Annotated in this window: 22 protein-coding genes; 13 read left to right on the top strand and 9 right to left on the bottom strand. The window is 60.0% G+C overall.

What is annotated here, in order from left to right; genetic code table 11:
- Positions 1–32: 32 nt before the first annotated feature.
- The gene (locus tag CS390_RS20430; RefSeq protein ID WP_099775762.1) at positions 33–491 is read right to left on the bottom strand and encodes a PAS domain S-box protein; all 459 of its coding nucleotides are present in this window, start codon (positions 489–491) and stop codon (positions 33–35) included.
- A 146-nt stretch (positions 492–637) separates the two neighbouring features.
- Here CS390_RS20430 and CS390_RS20425 point away from each other — a divergent pair, with 146 nt between their 5' ends.
- Both CS390_RS20425 and CS390_RS20420 read left to right on the top strand, forming a co-directional pair.
- Positions 638–1093: a flavodoxin gene (locus CS390_RS20425; protein ID WP_099775761.1), complete on the top strand. Its 456-nt coding sequence runs from the start codon at positions 638–640 to the stop codon at positions 1091–1093.
- 204 nt (positions 1094–1297) lie between these two features.
- Positions 1298–2197 (top strand): alpha/beta fold hydrolase, encoded by a 900-nt coding sequence (locus CS390_RS20420; RefSeq protein WP_099775760.1) that lies wholly within the window; start codon positions 1298–1300, stop codon positions 2195–2197.
- Positions 2198–2940: 743 nt separating this feature from the next.
- Here CS390_RS20420 and CS390_RS20415 read toward each other — a convergent pair.
- Complete coding sequence (locus tag CS390_RS20415) at positions 2941–3159, bottom strand: hypothetical protein (protein WP_099775759.1); 219 nt, start codon at positions 3157–3159, stop codon at positions 2941–2943.
- Between the two features lie 333 nt (positions 3160–3492).
- Here CS390_RS20415 and CS390_RS20410 point away from each other — a divergent pair, with 333 nt between their 5' ends.
- Entirely contained in the window at positions 3493–6264 is a 2772-nt protein-coding gene (locus tag CS390_RS20410; RefSeq protein WP_157767160.1) for a hypothetical protein, read from the top strand.
- Here CS390_RS20410 and CS390_RS20405 read toward each other — a convergent pair.
- Entirely contained in the window at positions 6236–7015 is a 780-nt protein-coding gene (locus tag CS390_RS20405) for an IclR family transcriptional regulator (protein ID WP_099775757.1), read from the bottom strand. The genes CS390_RS20410 and CS390_RS20405 overlap by 29 nt on opposite strands.
- 172 nt (positions 7016–7187) lie before the next feature.
- Between CS390_RS20405 and hmgA the strand changes: the two genes are divergently transcribed.
- The 3 genes from hmgA to maiA are packed head-to-tail and all read left to right on the top strand — an operon-like array spanning position 7188 to position 10427.
- Entirely contained in the window at positions 7188–8489 is a 1302-nt protein-coding gene (gene hmgA / locus CS390_RS20400; RefSeq protein ID WP_065758793.1) for a homogentisate 1,2-dioxygenase, read from the top strand.
- Between the two features lie 3 nt (positions 8490–8492).
- Complete coding sequence (fahA, locus tag CS390_RS20395; protein WP_099775756.1) at positions 8493–9785, top strand: fumarylacetoacetase; 1293 nt, start codon at positions 8493–8495, stop codon at positions 9783–9785.
- A 15-nt stretch (positions 9786–9800) separates the two neighbouring features.
- Positions 9801–10427 (top strand): maleylacetoacetate isomerase, encoded by a 627-nt coding sequence (gene maiA, locus CS390_RS20390; protein ID WP_065758791.1) that lies wholly within the window; start codon positions 9801–9803, stop codon positions 10425–10427.
- Between the two features lie 18 nt (positions 10428–10445).
- On the opposite strand, the gene CS390_RS20385 is transcribed toward maiA, so the two are convergent.
- On the bottom strand, positions 10446–11252 hold the full coding sequence (locus CS390_RS20385; RefSeq protein ID WP_099775755.1) for a SirB1 family protein: 807 nt from the start codon (positions 11250–11252) through the stop codon (positions 10446–10448).
- Positions 11253–11371: 119 nt separating this feature from the next.
- On the opposite strand from CS390_RS20385, the gene CS390_RS20380 reads away from it, so the two are divergent.
- A complete protein-coding gene (locus CS390_RS20380) occupies positions 11372–12391 on the top strand; it encodes a Glu/Leu/Phe/Val dehydrogenase dimerization domain-containing protein (protein WP_099775754.1) in 1020 nt (339 codons plus the stop codon).
- A gap of 6 nt (positions 12392–12397) precedes the next feature.
- Here CS390_RS20380 and CS390_RS20375 read toward each other — a convergent pair whose 3' ends face one another.
- On the bottom strand, positions 12398–12664 hold the full coding sequence (locus tag CS390_RS20375) for a YebG family protein (RefSeq protein WP_065758788.1): 267 nt from the start codon (positions 12662–12664) through the stop codon (positions 12398–12400).
- 276 nt (positions 12665–12940) lie between these two features.
- Between CS390_RS20375 and CS390_RS20370 the strand changes: the two genes are divergently transcribed.
- Positions 12941–13411 (top strand): phosphate-starvation-inducible protein PsiE, encoded by a 471-nt coding sequence (locus tag CS390_RS20370; protein WP_065758787.1) that lies wholly within the window; start codon positions 12941–12943, stop codon positions 13409–13411.
- A gap of 578 nt (positions 13412–13989) precedes the next feature.
- On the opposite strand, the gene CS390_RS20365 is transcribed toward CS390_RS20370, so the two are convergent.
- The gene (locus CS390_RS20365; RefSeq protein WP_099775753.1) at positions 13990–14394 is read right to left on the bottom strand and encodes an HPF/RaiA family ribosome-associated protein; all 405 of its coding nucleotides are present in this window, start codon (positions 14392–14394) and stop codon (positions 13990–13992) included.
- 325 nt (positions 14395–14719) lie between these two features.
- On the opposite strand from CS390_RS20365, the gene CS390_RS20360 reads away from it, so the two are divergent.
- The gene (locus CS390_RS20360) at positions 14720–16687 is read left to right on the top strand and encodes a ligand-gated channel protein (RefSeq protein WP_099775752.1); all 1968 of its coding nucleotides are present in this window, start codon (positions 14720–14722) and stop codon (positions 16685–16687) included.
- A 21-nt stretch (positions 16688–16708) separates the two neighbouring features.
- On the opposite strand, the gene CS390_RS20355 is transcribed toward CS390_RS20360, so the two are convergent.
- The gene (locus CS390_RS20355; RefSeq protein ID WP_065758834.1) at positions 16709–17584 is read right to left on the bottom strand and encodes a helix-turn-helix domain-containing protein; all 876 of its coding nucleotides are present in this window, start codon (positions 17582–17584) and stop codon (positions 16709–16711) included.
- Between the two features lie 135 nt (positions 17585–17719).
- On the opposite strand from CS390_RS20355, the gene CS390_RS20350 reads away from it, so the two are divergent.
- Positions 17720–18625: a DMT family transporter gene (locus CS390_RS20350; protein ID WP_099775751.1), complete on the top strand. Its 906-nt coding sequence runs from the start codon at positions 17720–17722 to the stop codon at positions 18623–18625.
- 4 nt (positions 18626–18629) lie between these two features.
- Here the strand turns inward: CS390_RS20350 and CS390_RS20345 are convergent, their stop codons facing one another.
- Both CS390_RS20345 and CS390_RS20340 read right to left on the bottom strand, forming a co-directional pair.
- Complete coding sequence (locus CS390_RS20345) at positions 18630–19601, bottom strand: D-glycerate dehydrogenase (protein WP_099775750.1); 972 nt, start codon at positions 19599–19601, stop codon at positions 18630–18632.
- An 84-nt stretch (positions 19602–19685) separates the two neighbouring features.
- Positions 19686–20633: a LysR family transcriptional regulator gene (locus CS390_RS20340; RefSeq protein WP_099775749.1), complete on the bottom strand. Its 948-nt coding sequence runs from the start codon at positions 20631–20633 to the stop codon at positions 19686–19688.
- A 187-nt stretch (positions 20634–20820) separates the two neighbouring features.
- Between CS390_RS20340 and CS390_RS20335 the strand changes: the two genes are divergently transcribed.
- Genes CS390_RS20335 through CS390_RS20325 form a run of 3 tightly spaced genes read left to right on the top strand, consistent with a single transcriptional unit; the run spans position 20821 to position 24720 of the window.
- Positions 20821–22347 carry an efflux transporter outer membrane subunit gene (locus tag CS390_RS20335; protein WP_099775748.1) on the top strand — a complete coding sequence of 509 codons (1527 nt, stop codon included), beginning with the start codon at positions 20821–20823 and terminating at the stop codon, positions 22345–22347.
- Positions 22344–24530, top strand: a complete 2187-nt coding sequence (locus CS390_RS20330; protein ID WP_065758780.1) for an FUSC family protein — start codon at positions 22344–22346, stop codon at positions 24528–24530. The genes CS390_RS20335 and CS390_RS20330 overlap by 4 nt, the downstream gene beginning before the upstream one ends.
- The gene (locus CS390_RS20325) at positions 24520–24720 is read left to right on the top strand and encodes a DUF1656 domain-containing protein (protein WP_065758779.1); all 201 of its coding nucleotides are present in this window, start codon (positions 24520–24522) and stop codon (positions 24718–24720) included. The genes CS390_RS20330 and CS390_RS20325 overlap by 11 nt, the downstream gene beginning before the upstream one ends.
- Positions 24721–24728 lie beyond the last annotated feature (8 nt).

The raw sequence follows: 24728 nt of genomic DNA, 5'->3' as shown, positions 1-24728 counted from the left end.
TAAATTGATGGACAACAATCTGCCCGCTTTGTTTACGACCGTTGGTCGCTTTCCAGTACCTTGATGCGGGCCAAGGCCTCGGCCAGTTGCTGCTCCAGCTGTGCCGCACGCTGTTCGGCTTCCACCTGGCGGCTGACATCGTTCTGAATGCCAATGAAGTACTTCAGCTGATCGGCTTCATTGTAGACGGGCGTGATCGACAGTTCGTTCCAGAAGGCGGTGCCATCCTTGCGGAAGTTGTGCAGGATTTCTCGGCAGGGGCGGCCTTCCTTGATGGCTTGGCGGATACGTGCGCGTGCCGGTTGGTCGCGCTCGTTCTGTTGCAGGAAACGGCAGTCGCGGTAGAGCACGTCGTTGGCGCTATAGCCGGTGATACGCTCGAAGGCGGCGTTTACGTAGATCAGGATGGTGTCGTCGCCTTCCTGTTCCGCGACCACAATGCCGTCTGTGGAGGCGTCAATCATGCGTTGCAGCAGTTTGGCGTTGATCATGGACAAGGGCCTGCAAAATGGGAAGAACGACCTGACAGGATGGCTGATTCTAGAAGATTGCGCGTAGCCCTACACCTTTGGCGTGGGGCCATTTGCCAGCCTGCGGTGTTAGTATCCTACGTTTTTACTCAGTTTCGGAATCTACTATGAAAGTCGCCATCCTTTCCGGTTCGGTCTATGGTACTGCCGACGAAGTTGCTCGCCACGCCGAGTCGTTGCTCAAAGCCGCTGGTTTTGAGGCTTGGCATGCTGGCCGGGCGACCCTTCAAGACCTGCAAGGTTTTGCCCCAGAGGCTTTTCTGGCCGTGACGTCGACCACCGGCATGGGCGAATTGCCAGACAACCTGATGCCGCTGTTCTGTGAAATCCGCGATGCCTTGCCGGCAATTTGGCGTGGATTGCCAGGTGCCGTGATCGGTCTGGGCGATTCGAGCTACGGCGATACCTTCTGTGCTGGCGGTGAACAATTGCGCGAATTGTTTGCCGAGATGGGCCTGAAGGAAGTGCAGCCGATGCTGCGCCTGGATGCCAGTGAGACCGTTACCCCGGAGACCGATGCCGAACCCTGGTTGGCCGGGTTTGCTGCTGCCCTGCGCGGCTGAGCAGTGCTGTTGGTCGCCTTGTCCTGACATTTTTGCGCAATGACTCACACGGTCAATAGGCTGGCTGGCAATGCAACTCTCGGGTTGATCAAAGCTGGCTAGACTGTTTGCCAGCAGCGCACATGAACGTGCCGAGGTGATTGCAATGAATACCGCCAATACCTTGCTCAACAGGACTTCGACCACGCCACGGGGACTGCGCAGATGCCTCTTGCCGAGATACCGTTAAGTGTCTGGCGCACCCGGGGGCATCATTTTTCGTTCCGGGGCCAAACCCTCCGTTACTGGACCGCCGGCCATGGCGAACCACTGCTGTTGCTCCATGGCTTTCCAACCGCCAGTTGGGATTGGCACTATCTCTGGCAGCCTCTAGCACAGCGCTATCAGGTGATTGCCTGTGACATGCTCGGTTTTGGCGATTCCTCAAAGCCCCTGCACTACAGCTACAGCCTGATGGAGCAGGCGGATATCCAGCAGGCGTTGCTCGAGCACCTGCAGGTCACTGAGCCCGTGCATCTGTTGGGGCATGATTATGGGGCTACGGTCGCTCAGGAGCTGCTGGCGCGTCACCATGAAGGGCGGGCGCAGATCGCCAGTTGCGTGTTCCTCAATGCAGCGCTGTTCCCCGAGTGCCATCGGCCTCTGCTGATTCATAAGCTGCTGCTCAGTCGGCTTGGCTGGTTGGTGGCACGCTCTTTCCGGCGTGATGATCTGGTCAATTGCGTCAGCAAGATCTATGGGCCTCGCACCCGTCCCAGTGAAAGTGCGCTGGATGACTGCTGGAGCCTGATGGTTGCCAACCGTGGCATGCGGGTATTGCACAAGCTCAGTACCTACCCGTTGGAGTGCATGACCTATCGCGAGCGCTGGGTCGGGGCGTTGCTGGTGGGCGGTGTGCCGCTACGGTTTATCAATGGCCTGGTAGACCCGGTTTGCGGAGGCCATGTGGTTGAGCGTTACCGGCAGTTGGTGCCGGAGCCCGATACGGTGCTGCTGCCGGGAATTGGCCATTACCCACACACTGAATCACCGGTCCAGGTGCTGTATCACTACCTGGCGTTCCGCGCTTACTCCCGGCTGGGGCGGCCACTGAAACAGGCCTGATCCTGAATGTTGAGGATGTTCCTGTTGGTGTGGGCCCGGTGACGCTGCCACAAATGATTTGATTCTGGCACCGATCGCTCATCGCTTCACTGCGATGACGCGGCCGACTGAAGCCCGCAGCGGTACAGAATAAAAAAGGCCGCTGCAAAGCAGCGGCCAAGTAAGACGTAGATCAAGGAGCTTCAAAATCAACGTCGGTGAACTGGGTAGGTACTCCGCTATTGAGTAAGCCTACAAGCCTGCCAGGAGTTGCTTGTTGAGCGGCTCTACTGGGCAGGTGGGCTTAGAATAAGGCGCTGATCTTTCAGGAAAAATAGTGGTTTCTGACATTCTCTTTTACGCAGGCTGTAATAGTTTTAGGTTATGCAGCACTTTCACCGCAGGCAAGACGGCGTGTTGGTGTTTTGTTTGCGGGTGTTTTTTATGTCAGAAAACAGGCAGTAAGTGGGTTGTAAAAAAGCGCGCTGAAGGAAAACACTTTTAAGTACTGGGCGCATTAATTGGATCCATTAGTTCTGATTAATTTTGATACTTTTCAGGCACTTTCTCCTCTTGGGTTTGCACGTTCTTGTGGGTAGTTTCTTGGCCGCTAATAACCACATTCACAAGGATGGCGAATGAATACCTCTACACCGTTTACATTGTCCACTGAACGACTGGAGAACTTCAGTGTGCAAGAGCTTCTACTTGAAATGACCAATACCGTATTGAAGATACAGTCGGTTTTAAGCACGGCCCCTTCTTTAGCGCAGGTCATACGTCAACAGTTTCAGGTGCGAATGGCTGCGTTGGGTTGCGATGTTGATCTTCAGGCCTTGCGGGTTCAACAGGGCGTACCGCTGATCGACCTTGCGCTGCAGGCCATGATTGATCAGCAGGCACTGTCGCTTGAGCAAATGGGCCCGCAGCTTTTCGCGGCGGGTGTAACTCAGCCCATCGATGCCGATGTAAACCTTATTCATCAGGTGCTTGGCGAACTGCTTCCCCAGTGGGCTGATACATGGTTGGAGCAACTTCAAGATTTTTGGGCGGGTGCGTTAAGCCCCGATGAAGCGTTTGGCCCAAACAGGCTTCACCAACTGCTGGCCTATCTGTTCTTTCTCGATATTCATTTATGGGCCAAGGGGCGACCTGAAAGGGCCGCCCGTTGCAAGCAGTTGGAGGAGAGCATCTTTAATGCTGATGCGACGCTCAGGACACTTTCGCTGCTTGACGATAGCGGGCAGGCCATTCCACTTTCGCAGGCCTTCGTATCAGGTGATTTTGCCGAGCATCCCGCCGACACGGTGGTGTGTTTGTACAGCACCTGGGATGGGCTAGGGCTGTATGGTGATCTTCAGTCGCTGCTGGGTGACGTGACGTGGCGCCTGCAAAAAACTGAAACGCGTCAACCACTGTTACAGCACTTGGCGCCTGCGCAACAGACCCTGCTTCAGGGGCAGACGCTCACGGTTGTCGAGCAGCCTTTTGCTGAAGACGTGTTCAAACAACACGTTGCAGATCTGCAGCGTACTCAGCGACAGTGGTTTCTCGACATCCTGCAGAACGCACGTGCTCACTCGCAGCCTGCACCTCAGGTGTGGGAAGCGCTGGCTGCGATGGAGCAGCAGCGCGTACTGGTTTCAACGCTTCAGGCGCGTCATGCCGATCGCCTCAGGCAGTACCGTGTTTCCCGTCAACCAGACTGGTTGCGGTTTCTGGTCGGTGACGAAAAAGTCGCTTATGAGCAGCGTGAAAAAACGCTCGAAGATGCCCAACTGCGTGTAGATACGTTGCTTGAGGGGCATGCCAGCCATGAGGATTATGCCCGCCTGCAAATCCAGGCATATGTGCAAAAGCATCTGGGGCTGACCATTGACGCTGAGCAGGTTGTGCTCAATGTCGCGTACTCAATAGACCTCGATGGGCATGTACAAACCGGCAGCCGGCAATTGAGCCTTGGCCAATGGGTGCTCTCGGGAGGCTATCAAGGGCAAGAGGCTCAGGTCGTTGTGCAGGTTGTCCAGGGGCCAGACCTCTCGGCGCAGTTCATTGCTGCGATGATTGCCGAGCTGAATCTGCGCATGGGTTACATCGATGCCGTGCGAGCCCTTTACCTGACAGAGGAGGGAACAGCTGCGATGGCCGACGCCCTGCAGGCGCGCTTGTCGTTGTCGTTTCTGAGTGCGCGTTATCAGGGCATGGACCCAACGGCATTTGAGGTGTTTGAACGTCTTGGTCAGCACAACGGCTCGTTGGCGTCGCTGGGTGTCGAGGTGGGATGTGTGTTGCTCAATGAGCAAGGGGTGGTACTGAAGGATCTTTTCTATGTGCGTTATCCCCAGGGTGATGACTGGCGCTATATCGTTTACGCGCCGGGTGCGCCAGGGGGTGATGTCAGGGTGTTTGACGCTGTGCATCATCTGAGCGACGCCATGGCAGGGTGGTCAGCTACAGCGCCAGGCTGTGATTATCTGGTCGGCCAGGTTGCCTTTGCAGAGCGGTCCGGCTTCAGGCGCCATCTTGAGCAACAACATCGCTCCACCACGCATTGGATACGTAACAGCATGGTGCTGAAGCCTTGGGAGGCAAGCACATGGAGCGACGCGTTGTCCAAGATTGCCTCAATGAAAGTGGAGGGGCTGCTGGATGAGCTGCAGGCCGTCACGCCGCAATGGTACCGCGATGCTACCCCCAACGACCGTCAGGCGCTGAGCAACCTGGACTTCATGTTGCAGGCACTTGGCCAGGAATATGAAAAACACTACAGCCTTCCCCATTTCCGAAGCTTTGCCCACCATGAAGTCGGGCAATGGCTCAACACGTTGCTCGGTTCGAACTCAACGGGTGGCTGGGTAGACCCTGACACGGTGTTGGTAACACTTGAGGCGGGCGCCGAGATGACGCTGACTCAAGTGGTGATAAGCGGATACGGCAGCAGTTTCAATTTCGAGGAGTTCGCCAGGTTCGCCTCAACCCGCGGGCAGGATCTGTCGAGGCTTGATCGTCGACGTGTGGCGAGCTACATACGTTCGGCAAAGTTGGGGGAGCGCTATATCGCGCAGGCCAAGCAGACACTGGTGAAGACCGATGCGAAATACGGCCTGTATCGCGCATTGCATGGCCACTTGCTGCGCCTGCAGATCACGCGGACCGCGCTCTGCGAAGTGTTGCAGGGGAACCTTTCGTCAGCGCAGCGCCGCTGGATGAAGGCGACGGTCGAATCGCTGCTGGAACTCGAACCGCCCGTGGTGGGTGGCGACAGAACCTACCAAAAGGACGGTGTGTACCAGCTTGCCTTGCGCGGCCAGCGTATCGAAGGTGTCTATATTCTCCGGCACATGCAGGGCAATGCCGCGGACGACCTGCTGTACACCCCGGATGCCCCTGATGGCCGCTGGTTGCGCAGTCGGGAAGACCTGATCAGTCAATGGAAGGCGTATGGCCTCGGTGATTACTTCTATCGCCGAGTGGCGATCAAGGATCAGCGGATCATCGGTACCTTGATTAACGATATCGCGCGCGCGGGTGACCCCACCGATCTGATCGTCAGTGCCTACGGTGAGTACACCCGGATCAGTGATCTTGGTGATGAGTTCGATGCCATGACGCTGCGCATCATCGACGATGTCGATCATGACACGACCAGCGTTGCCGAGCGGATATCGCGGTTGTTGTTTGAGGTGGTGCTCAGTACCGCGTCCATTCTTTCGATGCCGTTTCCACCGGCGTCAATGGCGATATCGGCCTTTACTACGTTGCGAGCATTCACGAAGGGGGCGCTGGCCTACCGTGATGGTGACCGGGCTTCAGCGCTGGTTTCCTTTGCGTTGTCAGGGTTGGGGGTGTTCTCGATGGTAGGGGGATGGGGGCGCTTGCTTGCTGCCCTTTCCAAGTTGTCGAGTGGGCCGAGCTCTGCCCAGGTGGAGTTGCTCAAAAACTTGTGCAAGGAGCTCGTAGCACCCGTCGCCCCCAAGGCCGCGACCCCGACCTACAAGGTGTTCAAGGAAGAGCTGACGCTGTTCCTTGGTGACCTGGAAGCCAGCGCGCAGGCGCTCCCTAAAGGTCATGCCCCATTCGCCAGCTAATGGTTTTTGCAGTGGCCAGCAGCCGTTGAGCGGCTGGCCCCTGTTCATCGGCATGAAAGATCGAGGTCGGGCCGACCACGGTGATAACCGCCGCGATCTTGCCGACCGCATTGAACACGGGGGCTGACAGCGCATCGACGCCCGGCATCAGCAGGCCGTGGATATGGTGCAGGCCACGTTCACGGATTTGTGCAAACAAGGCGTCGTACTCACTGGCGGTCTGCTTCAGGGCCGCCAGTTCCTGATCACGTAGCTCGAGGGTTTCGCGCTCCGGCAGGTAGGCCCCGAACACCAGCCCGGTGGATGAGCTGAGCAGCGGCAGTACCGAGCCGATCTGCGTGACCACGGTTACAGCACGCACGGCCGGCTCAATGCTGACCACGGTTGGGCCCTTATTGCCCCATACGGCCAAAAAGCAGCTTTCATTAAGCTCATCACGTAATTGCGACAGCGGCATTGCGCCGACCTTCAATACATCGATGCCAGCCAGTGCGGCCAGGCCGATGCGCAGCGCTTCACGGCCCAGCCCGTAGTGGTTGGTCGCCGGGTTCTGTTCGGCAAAACCGCTGGCGATCAACGCCTGCAGGTAGCGGTGAACCTTGCTTGCGGGCATTTGAACGTGTTCGGCCAGGCGTGACAGTGACGTGGCGGGCGACAGTTCAGCCAGGGCCTTGAGGATGTCGGTGCCGACCTCTGCCGAGCGAACCTTCTGTTTGCCGGTGCTATCGGCGGTGGAGCTGGCTTTGGCCATGGGGCATTCGATCCGGGAGAGACAGGAGGGCGTCTTTATAGCTTGACGGACTTTGGCAATCAAATTACGTTATGCGTAATGTGATTACGATAAAAATAATGCAGACGTGCTGTCACCGCCTGGTCGGTTCGCAGCCAACTGCCCGTAACCGGCCTCATGGCCAGGAGTCTCGATGAACCTCGATTCCACGTCCTCACTCAGCTACCAGAGCGGTTTCGGTAACGAATTCGCCAGCGAAGCATTGCCGGGCGCCCTGCCTGTCGGGCAAAACTCTCCGCAAAAGGCCCCGTACGGTCTGTACGCCGAACTGTTCTCCGGCACCGCGTTCACCATGACCCGCAGTGAACTGCGCCGCACCTGGATGTACCGTATCCGGCCGTCGGCCCTGCATCCGGCGTTCGAGCGCCTGGAGCGTCAGCTGGCCGGTGGCCCATTGGGCGCGGTGACGCCAAACCGGCTGCGCTGGAACCCGCTGGATATCCCCGCCGAGCCGACCGATTTCATCGACGGCTGGGTCGCCATGGCGGCCAACTCGGCTGCTGACAAGCCAGCGGGTGTGAGCGTCTACAGCTATTGCGCCAATCGCTCGATGGAGCGCGTGTTCTTCAACGCCGACGGCGAACTGTTGCTGGTGCCGGAGCAGGGCCGCCTGCGTATCGCCACCGAGCTGGGTGTGCTGGAGGTCGAACCACTGGAAATCGCCGTGCTGCCGCGTGGCTTGAAGTTCCGTGTCGAACTGCTCGACGGTACCGCGCGCGGCTACATCGCCGAGAACCACGGTGCGCCGCTGCGTATCCCGGACCTTGGCCCGATTGGCAGTAACGGCCTGGCCAACCCGCGTGATTTCCTGGCGCCGGTGGCCCATTACGAAGAGCACCAGGGCCCTGTGCCGTTGGTGCAGAAGTTCCTGGGTGAGCTGTGGGGCTGTGTGTTGCAGCATTCGCCGCTGGATGTGGTGGCGTGGCATGGCAACAACGTGCCGTACAAGTACGACCTGCGCCGTTTCAACACCATTGGCACCGTCAGCTTCGACCACCCGGACCCATCGATTTTCACCGTACTGACCTCGCCGACCAGCGTGCCGGGCATGGCCAACATCGACTTCGTGATTTTCCCGCCACGCTGGATGGTGGCCGAGAACACCTTCCGTCCGCCATGGTTCCACCGCAACCTGATGAACGAGTTCATGGGCCTGATCCAGGGGGCTTATGACGCCAAGGCCGAAGGTTTCCTGCCTGGCGGTGCGTCGCTGCACAGCTGCATGAGCGCCCATGGCCCGGATGCTGAAACCTGTGCCAAGGCGATTGCCGCTGACCTGGCACCGAACAAGATCGATAACACCATGGCCTTCATGTTCGAGACCAGCCAGATGCTGAGACCGACGCGCCATGCACTGGAATGCCCGCAATTGCAGGCCGACTACGATAGTTGCTGGGCATCGTTGCCGAGCACCTTCACCCCGAATCGGAGATAACCCATGAATCAGTCCGCCATTGCCCGTAGTTGGGTCGATCACGCCAACGGGCATAGCGATTTCCCGCTGCAGAACCTGCCCCTGGGTATCTTCAGCCGTAACGACCAGGCGCCACGCTGTGGTGTTGCCATTGGCGATGCCATCCTCGACCTGGAAGGCGCTTTGGCCGCGGGCCTGTTCGAGGGCCAAGCCCGTGCTGCTGTCGAGGCTACCCGTGGCGGTGCGCTGAATGCGTTCTTCGCATTGGGCCGTGGTGTCCGGGTTGCCCTGCGCGAGCGTCTGCTGGCGCTGTTGGGTGAACACAGCGAGCACCAGGCCGCACTGCGACCACTGCTGTATCCGGCTGCTGAGTGCCAGTTGCACCTGCCTGCCCGGATTGGCGATTACACCGACTTCTACGTAGGCATCGAACACGCCAAGAACGTTGGCAAACTGTTCCGTCCAGACAACCCTTTGCTGCCGAACTACAAGTATGTGCCGATTGGTTATCACGGCCGTGCTTCGACCATTCGTCCGTCGGGTACGGATGTCCGTCGGCCGAAGGGCCAAACCCTGCCTGCCGGGCAGAGCGAGCCGACCTTCGGCCCTTGCGCACGGCTTGATTACGAGCTGGAGCTGGGCATCTGGATCGGCCAGGGCAACGCGTTGGGCGAGGCCATTCCGGTGGCCGAAGCGGCTGAGCATATCGCCGGCTTCTGCCTGCTCAACGACTGGTCGGCGCGTGACATCCAGGCGTGGGAATACCAGCCACTGGGCCCGTTCCTGTCCAAGAGCTTCATCTCTACGGTTTCGCCGTGGGTGGTGACGGCCGAAGCGCTGGAGCCGTTCCGTTGCGCCCAACCGGCACGCCCGGAAGGCGACCCGCAGCCACTGCCTTACCTGCTCGACAAGCGCGATCAGGCGCTGGGCGCCTTCGACATCGAGTTGGAAGTGCTGCTGGTGACCGAGCGCATGCGTGAGCAGAACCTGCCGGCCCATCGCCTGACCCTGAGCAACACCTTGAGCATGTACTGGACCGTGGCGCAGATGGTCGCGCACCACAGTGTCAACGGTTGCCAGCTGCAATCGGGCGACCTGTTCGGTTCTGGCACCCTGTCGGGCGCTAAACCCGGCCAGTTTGGCAGCCTGCTGGAGATCACCCAGGGTGGCAAGGAGCCGATCGAGCTGGCATCCGGCGAAGTGCGCCGCTTCCTTGAAGACGGTGACGAGATCATCCTGCGCGCCCGTTGCATCCGCGACGGTGTTGCCAGCATCGGTTTTGGTGAGTGCCGCGGCAAGATCCTGCCAGCACACTAAAAAAGAGGGCAGGGCATGGAACTCTATACCTACTTTCGTTCGACGTCGTCGTACCGGGTACGGATTGCCCTGGCGCTCAAGGGGCTGGATTTCCAGTCCCTGCCGGTCAACCTGCTCAAAGGCGAGCAGCGTGAGCCTGCGTTTCTGGCGCTCAATCCTCAGGGCCGTGTACCGGCCCTGAGGGTCGACTCGGGGGCGTTGCTGGTACAGTCGCCGGCGATCATCGAGTATCTGGAAGAACGTTATCCACAGCCGGCACTGCTGCCTGCTGCACTTGAGCAACGCGCTCAAGTGCGTGGGGTGGCGGCGCTGATTGGTTGTGACATCCACCCGTTGCACAATGTCAGTGTGCTCAACCAACTGCGTCAGCTAGGGCATGACGAAACGCAGGTCAACCAGTGGATCGCCCACTGGATCAGCCAAGGGCTGGCGGCGGTTGAGCAGTTGATCGGTGACAGTGGCTACTGCTTCGGCGCACAACCGGGCTTGGCGGATGTCTACCTGATTCCCCAGTTGTATGCCGCGCAGCGGTTCAGCATCGATCTCGGCGCTTATCCTCGCATCAATCGGGTAGCGGCGCTGGCCGCGCAACACCCGGCGTTCATTCAGGCACACCCGTCTAACCAACCGGATACCCCATGACGCGGCAGGTGATTAGGTTCAATGAATCGATGTCGCTTTGGGGGGCAGGTGGCTCAGGCGCTCGGTCAGGCGTAAACGCTGGATCGGGTCTTCGCTGAGCAACAAGGCATGCTCCAGGTCGAAACGTTCGGCCTGTGGGCAATCCAGTCGCTGGTAGAGCGTGGCCCTTGCCAGATAGTCACTGGCATTGGCTGACCCTAGTTCGACGACCCGTTCAGCATCTTTCAGTGCTGCCAGGTCGTCGTCATGGGTGGTGTGCAATTGCCGCAGGTTGCGTGAAAGGCGTTGCAGCATCTGGCGTGGGCTAGCGGTCAGCAGGTGTTCTGCGCTCAAGGTCATTTGCGGGCCGAACTGCCGGCCGAGCAGTTCGCGACAGTCGGCAGGGTACAGGCGACGTCCACCACACGGGTCGAGCAGGTGGTCGGCGCCCGGTACTCGCAGCAGGAAGTATCCCGGAAAGTTCACCCCCTCCAGTGGAATGGACAAGCTGCGGGCCAGTTCGAGGCTCAACAGTGCCAAGGCCAGCGGCTGGCCGCGACGGCGCAGCAGCACCTTGTCCAGCAAGGCTGCCTGAGGGCGCAAGGGGTAATACTCATCCTGCTGAAACCCCAGCGCGCAGAGCTGCCGCAGCAGAGGCTGGGCCAGTTCGTTCACCGACAACATGGGCAGGCCAACACTGACCTCGCGTTGCAGCGTTTGCACCTGCGCCAGGCAGTCGGCAGGTTGCACGCCGGGGTCATGCTCGGCGGCGATCCACAACCCCGCTTCAAACAGCGCGACAGGGTCACGTTCGAGGCAGGCCAGACAGGCTTTGCGTGGGTTCATGAAAGTCTCCGCTTACGCTTATTTTTTAGCCCCCTGCGTGGCTTTCGTCCAGTAGCGCTATCAGTTGCCCGGAGCGTGCCTATACTTGCATCAGCACCCAGCAATTCGGGAGCTTGTCGATGTTTTCGCTGATGCAAAGCACGCGCACCCACTCGCTGCACCTGTGTATCGATCCTCCGACCGGGCTCAAGGCCGTGATTGCTATCCACAGTGAGCAGCGTGGCCCGGCCATGGGCGGGTGTCGCTACCTGGCCTACCCCGACGATGACAGTGCGATGATCGACGCTATTCGTCTGGCTCAGGGTATGAGTTACAAGGCTGCGTTGGCCGGCTTGCCGCTGGGTGGGGGCAAGGCGGTGATCATTCGAAACCCACATGTAGAAAACCGAGCCGCGCTGTTTGAGGCTTTCGGGCGTTTTGTCGATTCACTCGAGGGGCGGTACATCACGGCCATCGACAGCGGTACGTCGACGCTGGACATGGACTGCATTGCGCAAACAACACAGCATGTCACGAGCACCACGGCGTCAGGTGATCCCTCGCCGTATTCGGCCATGGGCGTGTTTGCCGGTATCCGTGCGACTTCAATGGCGCGCTTGGGCAGCGACAACCTGGAAGGTTTGCGTGTGGCGGTGCAAGGGTTGGGTAATGTGGGCTTCGCCTTGGCGGAGCAGTTGCATGCGGCGGGCGCCGAACTGCTGGTCAGCGATCATGATCCTGGGCGGGTGCAATTGGCGATGGAGCAGTTCAATGCCCATCCGATTGCGTCTGAGGCGCTGATCAGTACCCCATGCGATATCTTTGCGCCCTGCGGTTTGGGTTCGATTCTTACAGGACAGAGTGTAATGCAGCTTCGTTGTGCTGCCGTTGCAGGGTCGGCGAACAATCAACTGACCACCCTGCAGGTGGCCGATCAGCTGGAAAACCGCGGCATCCTGTACGCACCGGATTACATCATCAACTCAGGCGGCCTGATTTATGTGGCGCTCAAGCACCAAGGTGAAGAGCTGCCGACCATTACCGAGCACCTGGCGCGCATTCCGTCGCGGCTGACAGAGGTCTTTGCCCATGCCCAGGCAGAGAAGCGCTCGCCAGCGCGCGTTGCGCAAACCCTGGCCGAGCGGCTGCTATACCCTTGAGTTGGGTTACTCGGCAGGGCTTTCGTCACCCAGCAGTTCGCTGAGCGCGTCGGGCTGGCTCTTGAAGGCCTTGGCGAAGACGTCGCGGTTTTTCGCCATGTAGATACCGGCGTCCTCAACCTGCTGTTCACTCAGTGACGGCACGGCTTTCTTCAGCACTTCGGCCAGCAGTTCAGCCAGCTCGAGCATCTTGTCGTGACGGTCTGCTTCGGCTTTATCCATGAACAAGCGCTCCAGGTCTCGGCTGCTGCGGTACACCACTTCGACGGCCATTCATCACCTCACATGCCTTTCGATAATTGAACAATACGAATACTGTATTTTTGTACAGTAGAGAGGATAAGGCAATCCCTCGGCTTTGAATAGTGGCATTTTTGCAGCCCCTGCCTCGGTCTTTAGCCCCCGGTCGCATTGAACGGGTGCACACGCACGTGCCTTGCGGCAATCTGCCGCCTTCTCAAACCCAGTGCCTGGCCTTTTTACTGCATGCAGATAAAGCGTCATGTACTTGCCGCATTCTCCTTCAAGCCGTATCAAGGAATCTGTACCGTGAATAACAATTGGGCTGACAAACTGCGAAAAAGCCTGCATGGCTCTGCCGACTCACTGGGTAACTTGTGCGTTGAGGCCTTCCATTACCTGGCGTTGTTCGGTATCGGTGCGATCACTGCGTACGCCGCTGTAGTGACCTTCCTGGAGATGCTGGGCAAGGGCGGTGTCAGTGTCGATGACATCCTGCTGTTGTTCATCTACCTGGAGTTGGGGGCGATGGTCGGTATCTATTTCAAGACCAACCACATGCCAATCCGCTTCCTGTTGTATGTGGCGATCACCGCCTTGACCCGTCTGCTGATCGGCGATGTATCACACCACAAGGCACCCGACGCAGGCCTGTTGTATGTGTGCGGCGGTATCCTGCTGCTGTCGTTCTCGATTCTGGTGGTGCGCTTCGCCTCGTCCCGCTACCCCTCGACCAAGGCGATTGACGCCAGTGGCAAGGAAATCGAAGAGGCCAAATAGGGCTGCTCGGTTTGTGTTGGTGCAGGTCTTGCCTGCGATGGCGTCGGCGTTGTGCCAGTGAGTGCGCGGCGACTGCATCGCGGGCAAGCCCGGCTCCTACAGGTTGCATTCGCTGTTGGAGCAGGCTTGCCTGCGATGGGGTCGGCGTGGTGCCTGTGAGTGCGCGGCGACTGCATCGCGGGCAAGCCCGGCGCCTACAGGTTGCATTTTCTGTTGGAGCTGGCTTGCCTGCGATGGCGTCGGCGGGGTGTTCGTGAGTATGCGGCGTTTGCATCGCGGGCAAGCCCGGCTCCTACAGGTTGCATTCGCTGTTGGAGCTGGCTTGCCTGCGATGGCCTCGGCGCGGTGACCGTGAGTGCGCGGCGACTGCATCGCGGGCAAGCCCGGCGCCTACAGGTTGCATTTTCTGTTGGAGCTGGCTTGCCTGCGATGGCCTCGGCGCGGTGACCGTGAGTGCGCGGCGTTTGCATCGCGGGCAAGACCCGCTCCCACAGGGATCAGCGCCAGAATTTCGTTGGCTAAAAAAAGAACCCCCGCTAAAGAGCGGGGGTTCGTCAGCAACCTGGGGTTAGCCGTCTTCAGCTATTGAGGGCTTGCTGATTTTCCTCGAAGTCTTCCTGTAGCAACTGATCGGTGTGTTCGCTTTCGGCGCTTTGCTGAGACACTGCACGTTTACTGCGCAGTTTGCCGTAGAAGTGTTCTAGCGCGTGGTTGAGCTTCTCGGCTGCACCGTCCACCGCCTGCTCAAGCGAAGCGGCCTTGTGGGTTACGGAGATCGGTTGGTGGCCTTTGGGGCGAGCCTCCATCTGGCAACGTTTGTCGTGTGGGCCGGGCTTGGTACCGTTTTCGTCCCCCAGATGAACTTCGATGCGTGTGAGGTCCTCTTCGAAGCGGTCGAGCTGTTGTTCGACGGTGCTGCGGACCCACTGTTCCAGCCGGATGCTGCTTTGAATATGGTTGTCGCTATTGACATGGACTTGCATAGATCAATCCTTATTCAGCTAGCTCGCAAGAGAATCGATGGTGCCGGTATGGACCGTGGCAGTCATCGCCTCTTGACTACAAGGTCAGGCAGTTGGCGAAACAATTCAAGCCCTTTTGAAAGAAAAATATCTTGTCGCAAAAAGCAGCCGTTGGAAGGGCTGCGGGCTTGCTCTGGATCAAGAGGCCTCATCGCTGGCGTGCTGGGTGGATTGTTACTGAAAGTGTAAAAAAGCGTAAAGGCGCTTTACTAGGTGGTGAGAATAAATATCATTCGCCCCCAGTTTCTATTTACGTAGAATTTACATTTCCAGGGAGAGGTTCACCATGTCCCCCAGCTTCACCAAGTCCTGCCTTGCACTCGCCTTGTGTTCGCTTTATACCGCCCAGGCTTCGGCCCAGAGCCAGCCTCTGGAGTTGGACAACATGGTGGTGACCGCCTCCGGTTTTTCCCAGCAGATCAAGGATGCCCCGGCGTCGATTTCGGTCATTTCCCGTGAGCAGATCGAGAACAAGTCCTACCGTGATGTCACCGATGCGCTGCGTGATGTGCCGGGTGTGGTGGTAACTGGTGGTGGCAGTTCCAGTGACATCAGTATTCGTGGCATGGCCTCGAAGTACACCTTGATGCTGGTAGATGGCAAACGCCAGGACTCGCGCGCTACGCGTCCCAACAGTGATGGTGCCGGGATCGAGCAGGGCTGGATGCCACCGCTGGAAGCTATCGAGCGAATCGAGGTGGTGCGTGGGCCGATGTCGTCGTTGTATGGTTCCGACGCCATGGGCGGTGTGATCAACATCATCACGCGCAAGGTCACGCCACAGTGGTACGGTGGCGTTCGCACCGAGACGACGTTCCAGGACCGCTCCGATTCCGGGGACTACTCCAGCACCAGCGCGTTCATTTCCGGGCCTTTGGTGGAGAACCTGGTGGGCCTGCAGTTGTACGGGCAGCGCTCACGCCGTGACGAGGACCACATCGTCAACGGCTTCAATGAGCAGAGTACCGACAGTGCCACGGCCAAACTGTCGTTCACCCCGGACACGAACAACGACATCACCGTTGAAGCCGGAAAATCCGAACAGGAACGCAATGCCACCCTGGGCCGCTCGGCGCGTTCTTCTTCCTCACAGAACGATTACGACCGTACGCATTTCTCTGTGAGCCACTCGGGCCGCTGGGAGAGCGTCACCACCGACAGCTACCTGCAGCGGGAGAAAATCGAGAACCCCGGCCGCAAGATGGAGCTGGAGAACACGGTGCTCAACTCCCAGGCGTCGTTCTACAGCGACTCGCACACCACGACCTTCGGCGGTCAGTACAAGTACGAAGACCTGAGTGATCAAGGCAACCAGCTTGCCTCGGCGGCTACCCTCAACCAGCTTACCCGCTGGTCCTGGGCGTTGTTCGCCGAAGACGAGTGGCGTCTGACCGATCAGTTCGCCCTGACCGGCGGCCTGCGCATGGACCGTGACGAGAACTACGGCACACATTGGTCGCCACGCCTGTATGGGGTGTATCACCCGACCGAGCAGTGGACGATCAAGGGTGGTGTGTCCACCGGCTACCGTTCGCCGGACATCCGTGCAGCTGTTGACGATTGGGGCCAGATTACCGGCGGTGGTGGCGATCCGGCGATTATCGTCGGCAATTCGGCACTGAAGCCGGAGGAAAGCGTCAGCCAGGAGATCGGTTTCATTTGGGACAACCTGGAGGGCTTCTCGACCGGCCTGACGGTGTTCAACACCGACTTCAAGGACAAGATCACCGAGCAGCGTCGTTGCACCGACAGCACGGGCAATGCGTCTGGGCAGTGCCAGATCGCTGGTACTTCGTACAAGTTCATCAGTGATCGGGTGAACGTCGATGAGGCGCAGATGCGTGGCGTCGAGGCCACTCTGGACTGGGCCATTACCCAGCGCCTGACATTGGCGACCAACTACACCTTCACCGATTCCGAGCAGAAGAGCGGGGCGCTCAAGGGCAAGGCGTTGAACCAGATGCCCCGGCACATGTTCAACGCCACTCTGGACTGGCAGAACACCGATCAGTTGGGCACTTGGACGCGCCTGAACTACCGAGGCAAGACCTCCGACTATCTGGGGCGTACCACGATGTCTGACGGCACGCCGTCCTACACCTTTGTCGATGTTGGCGGCACCTACAAGGTGACCAAGAACCTCAAGCTGCTGGCGGGTGTGTACAACGTTTTCAACAAGGAAGTGGATTACGCCGAGTATCAAACGGTTCTGGACGGGCGTCGCTACACCGTCGGTATGGACCTGTCGTTCTGACCGAAGGGCGACGAAACGGGGTTAGCTGCGCAGTGCCTGACGGTACTCGCCCGGTGTTGCGCCGAGGGCCTGACGGAAGCGGTTACTGAAGTGGCTGGCGCTGGCAAAGCCGCAGAGCAGGGCCACCTGGAGCATGGGCAGGTCACTGAAACGTAGCAGTTGGCGTGCCTTGGCCAGGCGCCGGGCCAGCAGGTACTGGTGCGGTGGCAGCCCAAAGCTGGTGCGGAACATGCGTGCGAAATGGTACTCGGACAGGTTGCACAGGGTGGCCAGTTCACCCAGGCTGATCGGCTGGTCGAGGTGCTGCTCGATAAAGTCGGCCAACTGCCGGCGTTGGTGCGGCGCCAGGCCACCTTTGAGCCTTACCCCCTGGCGCAAGCCGACCTGGTTGAGCAGGGCATGGCTGACCAGTTCATGGGCCAGGCTGCTGGTCAGCAGGCGCTCGGCAGGTTCGTCCCAGTCCAGGGCGATCAGTTGGCGAAAGCGTCGGGCCTGCTCGGGATCATCCAGAAAGGTGTTCTCTTGCAGTTGCAGCTCTCGCGGCTCACGGTCCAACAGGCGCACGCACTCCAGGGCGAATTGTTCCTGGGTGATGTACAGGTGTACCAGGCGGATCTTGCCGTTGATCACCCAGTTCGAGTCATGCCCGGCTGGAAGAATGCACAGCTTGTCCGGGCCTCCCTTGGCAGAGGGCCGTTCGCGGCGAAACGTGCCCGTGCCGCCGTCGATGTAGCACGACAGGGTGTGATGGCTGGGCGCCTGATAATCGCGGGCGTCGTCTTGATTGTTCCACAAGGCCGCTACCATGCCGTCACCCAGTTGCGCGCTGTGTTCCAGGCGGGTGTTGGGTGAATCATGCAGGGCGTTGAAGACTTGCAGTGTGTCCAGCGGTGTCATGGTGGTTACCTCTGTGGCCATCCTACCGCTGTCCACCACAGCACACAGCAGGTGGCGATGGAAAAGCGCAAGTTTGTGCAAGCCCGGCCCAGTGCTCTGGGCAGACACTGCACCTCAGTTCAGAGGAGCTTTGTCATGAACCTGTTCTTGTACCTGTTGACCGTTGTGATCTGGGGCACCACCTGGATTGCCCTGAAACTGCAACTGGGCGTGGTTGCGATCCCGGTATCGATTGTCTACCGCTTTGCCTTGGCCGCCTTGCTGCTGTTCGCCATTCTGCTGGTCAGCCGCCGTTTGCAACCGATGAACCGGCGGGCTCATGGCCTTTGTCTGGCGCAGGGGCTGTGCCTGTTCTGCGTGAACTTCATGTGCTTCCTGACGGCCAGTCAGTGGATTCCCAGCGGCCTGATTGCCGTGGTGTTCTCCACGGCGACCCTGTGGAACGCGCTCAACGCCCGGGTGTTCTTCGGGCAGCGGATCGCGGCCAACGTCATGGGCGGTGGTGCGCTGGGGTTGTTAGGGTTGGCGCTGTTGTTCTGGCCAGAACTGTCGGGGCATGCCGCCAGCCGTGAAACCCTGATCGGCCTGGCGCTCGCCTTGCTCGGCACCTTGTGCTTCTCGGCGGGCAACATGCTCTCCAGCCTGCAGCAGAAAGCCGGCCTGAAACCGATGACGACCAACGCGTGGGGCATGTTCTACGGGGCCACGATGCTGGCAGTGTATTGCCTGATCAGCGGCATTCCCTTCGCCATGGAGTGGAACACGCGTTACATCGGCTCGCTGCTGTACCTGGTGATTCCGGGCTCGGTGATTGGCTTTACCGCTTACCTGACCCTGGTCGGGCGCATGGGACCGGAGCGTGCTGCGTACTGCACGGTACTGTTCCCGCTGGTGGCGCTGAACGTTTCGGCGTTCGTCGAAGGCTATCAATGGACGCCGCCTGCGTTGTTCGGCCTGTTGCTGGTGATGCTCGGTAACGTGCTGGTGTTCCGCAAGCCCAAGCCTCGGGTGCCCTTCGGCACCCTGGCTCAGCGCCTGTAGTTGCTTACTTCCAGACCTGCGGATTGACCAGGTCACGTGGGCGTTCGCCGTTCAAGGCGCTGCACAGGTTGTCGATGGCGCGGTTGGCCATGGCTTCGCGGGTTTCGGCAGTAGCCGAGCCGACATGGGGCAGGGTAACGGCATTCTTGAGCTGGAACAGCGGCGACTCGCTCAGCGGTTCCTTCTCATAAACGTCCAGGCCGGCGCCGCGAATGGTGCCGTTCTGCAGGGCTTGAACCAGTGCCGCTTCGTCTACCACGGGGCCACGGGAGACGTTGATCAGGAAGGCACTGGGCTTCATCAGTTGCAGCTCACGCTGGCCGATCAGGTGCTGTGTCTGGGTTGTGAGCGGTACGACCAGGCAGACGAAGTCGGCGTCGGCCAGCAGGTGTTCCAGGCTGCAGTATTGTGCGCCGAGCTCCTGCTCCAGTGCCGGTTTGCGGCTGTTGCCGCTGTACAGCACGGGCATGTTGAAGCCCAGGCGGCCACGGCGGGCGATGGCGGCACCAATGTTGCCCATGCCGACGATACCGAGGGTTTTGCCGAAGACATCGCTGCCAAAGTGCGCCGGGCCCACGGTGGCCTGCCATTGCCCGGCCTTGGTCCAGGCGTCCAGTTCGGCCACCCGGCGGGCAGCCCCCATGATCAGGGCAAAGCCCAGGTCAGCGGTGCTCTCGGTCAGCACATCGGGGGTGTTGGTCAGGGCGATGCCGCGTTGGTTGAAGTAGGCCAGGTCATAGTTGTCATAACCTACCGAAACACTGGAGACCACCTCAAGCTTGGCTGCGGTTGCCAGTTGTGCCTCGCCCAGCTTGCGCCCGGCGCCGATCAGACCGTGGGCCTCGGGCAGTGCTTCGTTGAACTGTGCGCTGATATCGCCGAGCTTGGGGTTCGGCACAATCACGTTGAACGTCTGCTGCAGGCGCTCGACCATCGGCGGGGTGATGCGGCTGAAGGCAAGGACAGTCTTTTTCATCGGTGAAATCTCTGCTGGCGGTCAAGAATGAAGCGGCTATTGGGTAGCACGCTATCATTCTCGACCCCGATCGTGCAGCAGGTTTTACGTCGCGATGCGCAGCTGGTGGGTCTTCAGGTCGGCTTCGTGGGCCGCGAGGATTTCCGGCAGCGAGCTGCGCAGGTACTCGACCCAGGTCTTGATCTTGGCATCCAGGTACTGGCGCGACGGGTAGATCGCGTACAGGTTCAGCTCCTGCAGACGGTAGTCCGGCATCACCCGTACCAGCGAGCCATCACGCAGGCCGTCGATTGCCGAGTAAATCGGCAGTACACCAATGCCCATGCCGCTGCGGATGGCGGTCTTCATGGCGTCGGCCGAGTTTACCTGGAATGGCGCCTGGGTGATGTTGACCACTTCCTGGCCTTCAGGGCCGTCGAACAGCCACTTTTCCAGTGGAATCACCGGGCTGACCATGCGCAGGCAAGAGTGACCGAGCAGGTCGGAGGGCTTTTGCGCGCCACCTTTGCGTTTCACGTAGTCCGGCGAGGCACAGCAAATGCTGTAGGTAATCCCCAGACGCTGCGAGACAAAGCCTGAGTCCGGCAGCTCGCTGGCCAGTACGATGGACACGTCATAGCCTTCATCCAGCAGGTCCGGCACGCGGTTGGCCATCGTCAGGTCAAAGGTGACGTCCGGGTGGGTCTCGCGGTAGCGGGAGATGGCATCAATGACGAAGTGCTGCCCTACGCCTGTCATCGAGTGCACTTTCAACTGGCCAGCCGGTCGAGAGTGGGCATCGCTGGCCTCGGCTTCGGCTTCCTCGACATACGTGAGGATCTGCTCGCAGCGCATCAGGTAGCGCTTGCCGGCTTCGGTCAGGGCGATTCGCCGGGTGGTGCGGTTGAGAAGACGTGTTTGCAGGTGCGCTTCTAGGTTGGAAACCGCCCGCGAGACGTTCGCGGTGGTCGTATCCAGTTGAACGGCAGCGGCAGTAAAACTGCCAACCTGGGCCACACAACTGAATGCACGCATATTTTGCAGGGTGTCCATGGGTCGCTCTCAAAGTAGACGACAAATTGTGACACGAAGTTACAGTGTTGGTCTTCAGACTAAAGCCGGATTATCACCGTTTTCGTAACAAAGATTCGCAGTAATACACGCTTATCGCCAGTGCTGTCGCCCCCTAGAATTGCGTTCTCCAAGCGTCATCCACCTTCTATGTCGGGAATTCGCAGCTGTGCCGCGTCGCATCATCAGAGCGTTGAATGCGCTCAGTGTCTGTGCCTTTAGCTTGACCTTGAGCGGCTGTATCGGGACCTGGGGCATTGCCCCGGAAAGCAAGACGCTGCAAGCCAATACCCTGACCACCGACGAGGCGATCCGCGAGGCCGCTCGCGATGCCCATTGGCCCGACCAGCAATGGTGGCATGCCTATGGTGACCCGCAGCTCGACCGCTGGATCGCCCTGGCCGTCAAGGACAGCCCTACCATGGCCATGGCGGCTGCACGTGTCCGTGAAGCCAAGTCCATGGCGGGTATCATCGAGTCGGCCGAGAAACTGCAGGTCAACGGGGTCTCGACGATCAAGCGTCATAACTGGCCGGAAGACCAGTTCTATGGCCCTGGCGCCTTGTCGGGCAGCAACACCTGGGACAACAACGCGGCGTTGGGCTTCAGCTACGCGCTGGACCTCTGGGGCCGCGAGCGCAATGCCAGCGAGCAGGCCGTGGACATGGCCCACATGAGTGCTGCGCAGGCCCGCCAGGCCCAGCTTGAGCTGCAGAACAACATTGTGCGGGTGTACATCCAGTTGTCGCTGTACTTCGCCCAGTACGACATCGTCAAGGCCACCCTGGAACAGCAGGAGCAGATCCTGGCCCTGGCCGAACGACGTTTGGCCGGTGGCATCGGCACTCACTTCGAAGTCAGCCAGGCGCAGACGCCACTGCCGGAAACCCACCGTCAGTTGGACGCGCTGCATGAAGAAATTGCCCTGGCGCGTAACCAGTTGGCCGCGCTGGCAGGCAAAGGGCCGGGCGAGGGCGCACAACTGCAGCGTCCTACCTTGTCGCTCAATGCTGCACTCAAGCTGCCATCGGCCTTGCCGGCGGAGCTGGTTGGTCAGCGTCCGGACGTGGTTGCCAGCCGCTGGCAGGTCGCCGCACAGGCCCGTGGCATTGATGTCGCCCATGCCGGTTTCTTCCCTAACGTCGACCTGGTCGGCAGCCTGGGTTACATGGCTACCGGTGGCGGGGCCATGGAGTTCCTCACCGGGAAGAAATTCAACTACAACATCGGGCCGGCCATCAGCCTGCCGGTGTTTGATGGTGGCCGTCTGCGTTCGCAACTGGGTGTGGCTTCGGCGGGTTACGACATCGCGGTGGCCCGTTACAACCAGACCGTGGTCGAAGCGCTCAAGGGGATCTCTGATCAGTTGATTCGCCGCGAGTCGATGAACGAGCAGCAGCATTTTGCCGCAGAGTCGGTGGCCTCGGCGCAGAAGACCTATGACATCGCCATGGTGGCGTTCCAGCGTGGCCTGACCGACTACCTCAATGTGCTGAACGCGCAAACCCTGCTGTTCCGCCAGCAGCAGATCCAGCAGCAGGTCCAGGCGGCGCGCCTGATGGCCCATGCCGAGCTGGTGACGGCACTGGGTGGTGGTCTGGGAGCGGGTAACGACGTACCGGACGAAGACCGCCAGGCCGCACCGAAGACCCCTAAAACCTTGGCGATCTTCGACAAACCGAGCCACGCCGAATGAATGCCGTGACCTTTCCGTTTCGCTGGCTGGCGTCGCTGGAGTGGCGCCGTGGGTTCTTTGAATGGGCGCGTAGCGACGGGGTAACCTGGGTCTACATCTTCAAGGTCCTGTGCGCTGCGTTCCTCACCCTGTGGCTGGCCATGCGCCTGGAGCTGCCGCAGCCGCGTACGGCGATGATCACGGTGTTCATCGTCATGCAGCCGCAGAGCGGCCATGTGTTTGCCAAGAGTTTTTATCGCTTCCTGGGCACGTTGGCCGGATCGTCGATGATGGTGGCGTTGATTGCCATCTTCCCGCAGAACACCGAGCTGTTTCTGCCGAGCCTGGCCGTGTGGGTGGGTATCTGCTCGGCGGGTGCCATGCGTTATCGGACCTTCCGTTCTTATGGTTTTGTGCTGGCCGGTTACACCGCTGCGATGGTTGGCCTGCCGGCACTGGCCAACCCCGACGGCGCTTTCATGGCGGCGGTGTGGCGGGTGCTGGAAATTTCCTTGGGTATTCTGGTGTCGACTCTGGTCAGTGCGGCGATCCTGCCGCAATCGGCCAGTGCCTCGATGCGCAACGCCCTGTACCAGCGTTTTGGGGTGTTTGCCGGGTTCGTTGCCGAAGGTTTGCGTGGCGAAAGCCAGCGCGAGCGTTTCGAGAGCAGCAACGTGCGTTTCATCGCCGAAGCGGTGGGCCTGGAAAGCCTGCGTAGCGTCACCGCCTTTGAAGACCCGCACATGCGCCGGCGCAGTGGTCGCCTGGGCCGCTTGAACAGTGAGTTCATGGCCATCACCACGCGTTTCAACGCCCTGCACCAGTTGCTTGAGCGCTTGCGTCTGCGCGGGCCATTGCAGATCGTCACGGCCATCGAGCCCGGCCTGAATGCGCTCGCCGAACTGCTCGACAGTTACGCCGGGCGCGGTCTGACCGACGCCGACGCGGCGCGCCTGGCCCAGCAACTGGCGATCTACAAGGAGGGTTTGCCGGAGCGGGTGCGCAGTTTGCGCGCGGCCTTTGTCGAGAGCTCGCCAAGCGACGCCGACCTGCTCGACTTCCATACCGCCTACGAACTGCTCTACCGTTTTGTCGACGATATGCACAGCTATGCCCTGACCCACGCGTCCTTGGCTGATCACAGCCATGCACGTGAGCAGTGGGATGAGCCGTATGTGGCCCAGACCAACTGGCTGGTCTCGCTTGCTGCAGGCGTACGTGCTTCGTTCATCCTGCTGGTGCTGGGCAGCTACTGGATCATCACGGCCTGGCCCAGCGGGGCGATGATGACCCTGATCGCGGCAGCTACCGTGGGCCTGTCGGCGGCCACGCCGAACCCCAAGCGGATGTCGTTCCAGATGGCATGCGGCACCTTGCTGGGAGCCTTGATCGGCTTCTTCGAAATGTTCTTCGTGTACCCCTGGATTGATGGTTTCCCGTTGCTCTGCATGGTACTGGCACCGGTGTACATCCTCGGTGCGTTCCTCTCGTCTCGCCCGGCCTATTTCGGGGTTGGGGTGGGCCTGTTGATCTTCTTTTCCACCGGTTCAGTACCGGACAACATGACGGTCTACAACCCCTACAACTTCATCAACGACTACATCGCCATGGTGATCGGCATGTTGGTCTGCGCTGCGGCCGGGGCGATCATCCTGCCGCCGAACAGCCGCTGGTTGTGGAGCCGACTGGAGCAGGACCTGCGTGGCCAGGTGCTGTTTGCGATTACCGGGCGCCTGCGCGGCCTGGGCTCGGCGTTCGAGAGCCGTACCCGTGACCTGCTGCACCAGGCCTACGGTCTGGCGGCCGGCAAGCCACTGGTGCAGAGCTCGCTGCTGCGCTGGATGTTCGTGGTGCTGGAGGTGGGTCATTCGATCATCGAGTTGCGCAAGGAGCAGGCCGTTCTGCCGGTGCATCCGTGTTATGCCGAGTCGCAACCCTGGCGCCAGGCGATCAGGGTGATGGGCCGGGCGCTGGCGCGATTGTTCCTGCAGCCTTCGGCGAGCAACCATGAGCGTGCACTGGTGGCGGTGGACCATGCCATCAGCCGCGTCCAGGCAACCGATGAGCCGTTTGCCCGGCACTTCGACACGTCGGCCTTGCGCCGGGTGCAGAGTTACCTGCACTTCATCCGTACTTCCCTGCTTGACCCGCAATCGCCGCTGGCCGAACTGGCTCCGGTGAAAGGACTGCCCGATGCCCCGTGAAATTGCCTTCCATGGCATTTACATGCCCACCATGACCTTGATGTTCCTGATCGCTGCCCTGCTGGCGTGGGGCCTGGATCGCTTTATCGCCGGCTATGACGGCTACCGCTTTTTCTGGCACCCGGCGTTGCTGCGCTTGTGCCTGTTCATCTGCCTTTTTGGCGCCATGGCGCTGACTGTCTACCGTTGAGACCTTGT

The organism is Pseudomonas sp. HLS-6, from assembly GCF_002753995.1.
GTDB classification, from domain to species: Bacteria; Pseudomonadota; Gammaproteobacteria; order Pseudomonadales; family Pseudomonadaceae; genus Aquipseudomonas; species Aquipseudomonas defluvii.
The sequence above is the reverse complement of the archived record's forward strand: the minus strand, read 5'-3'. Positions and strand labels throughout refer to the sequence as shown.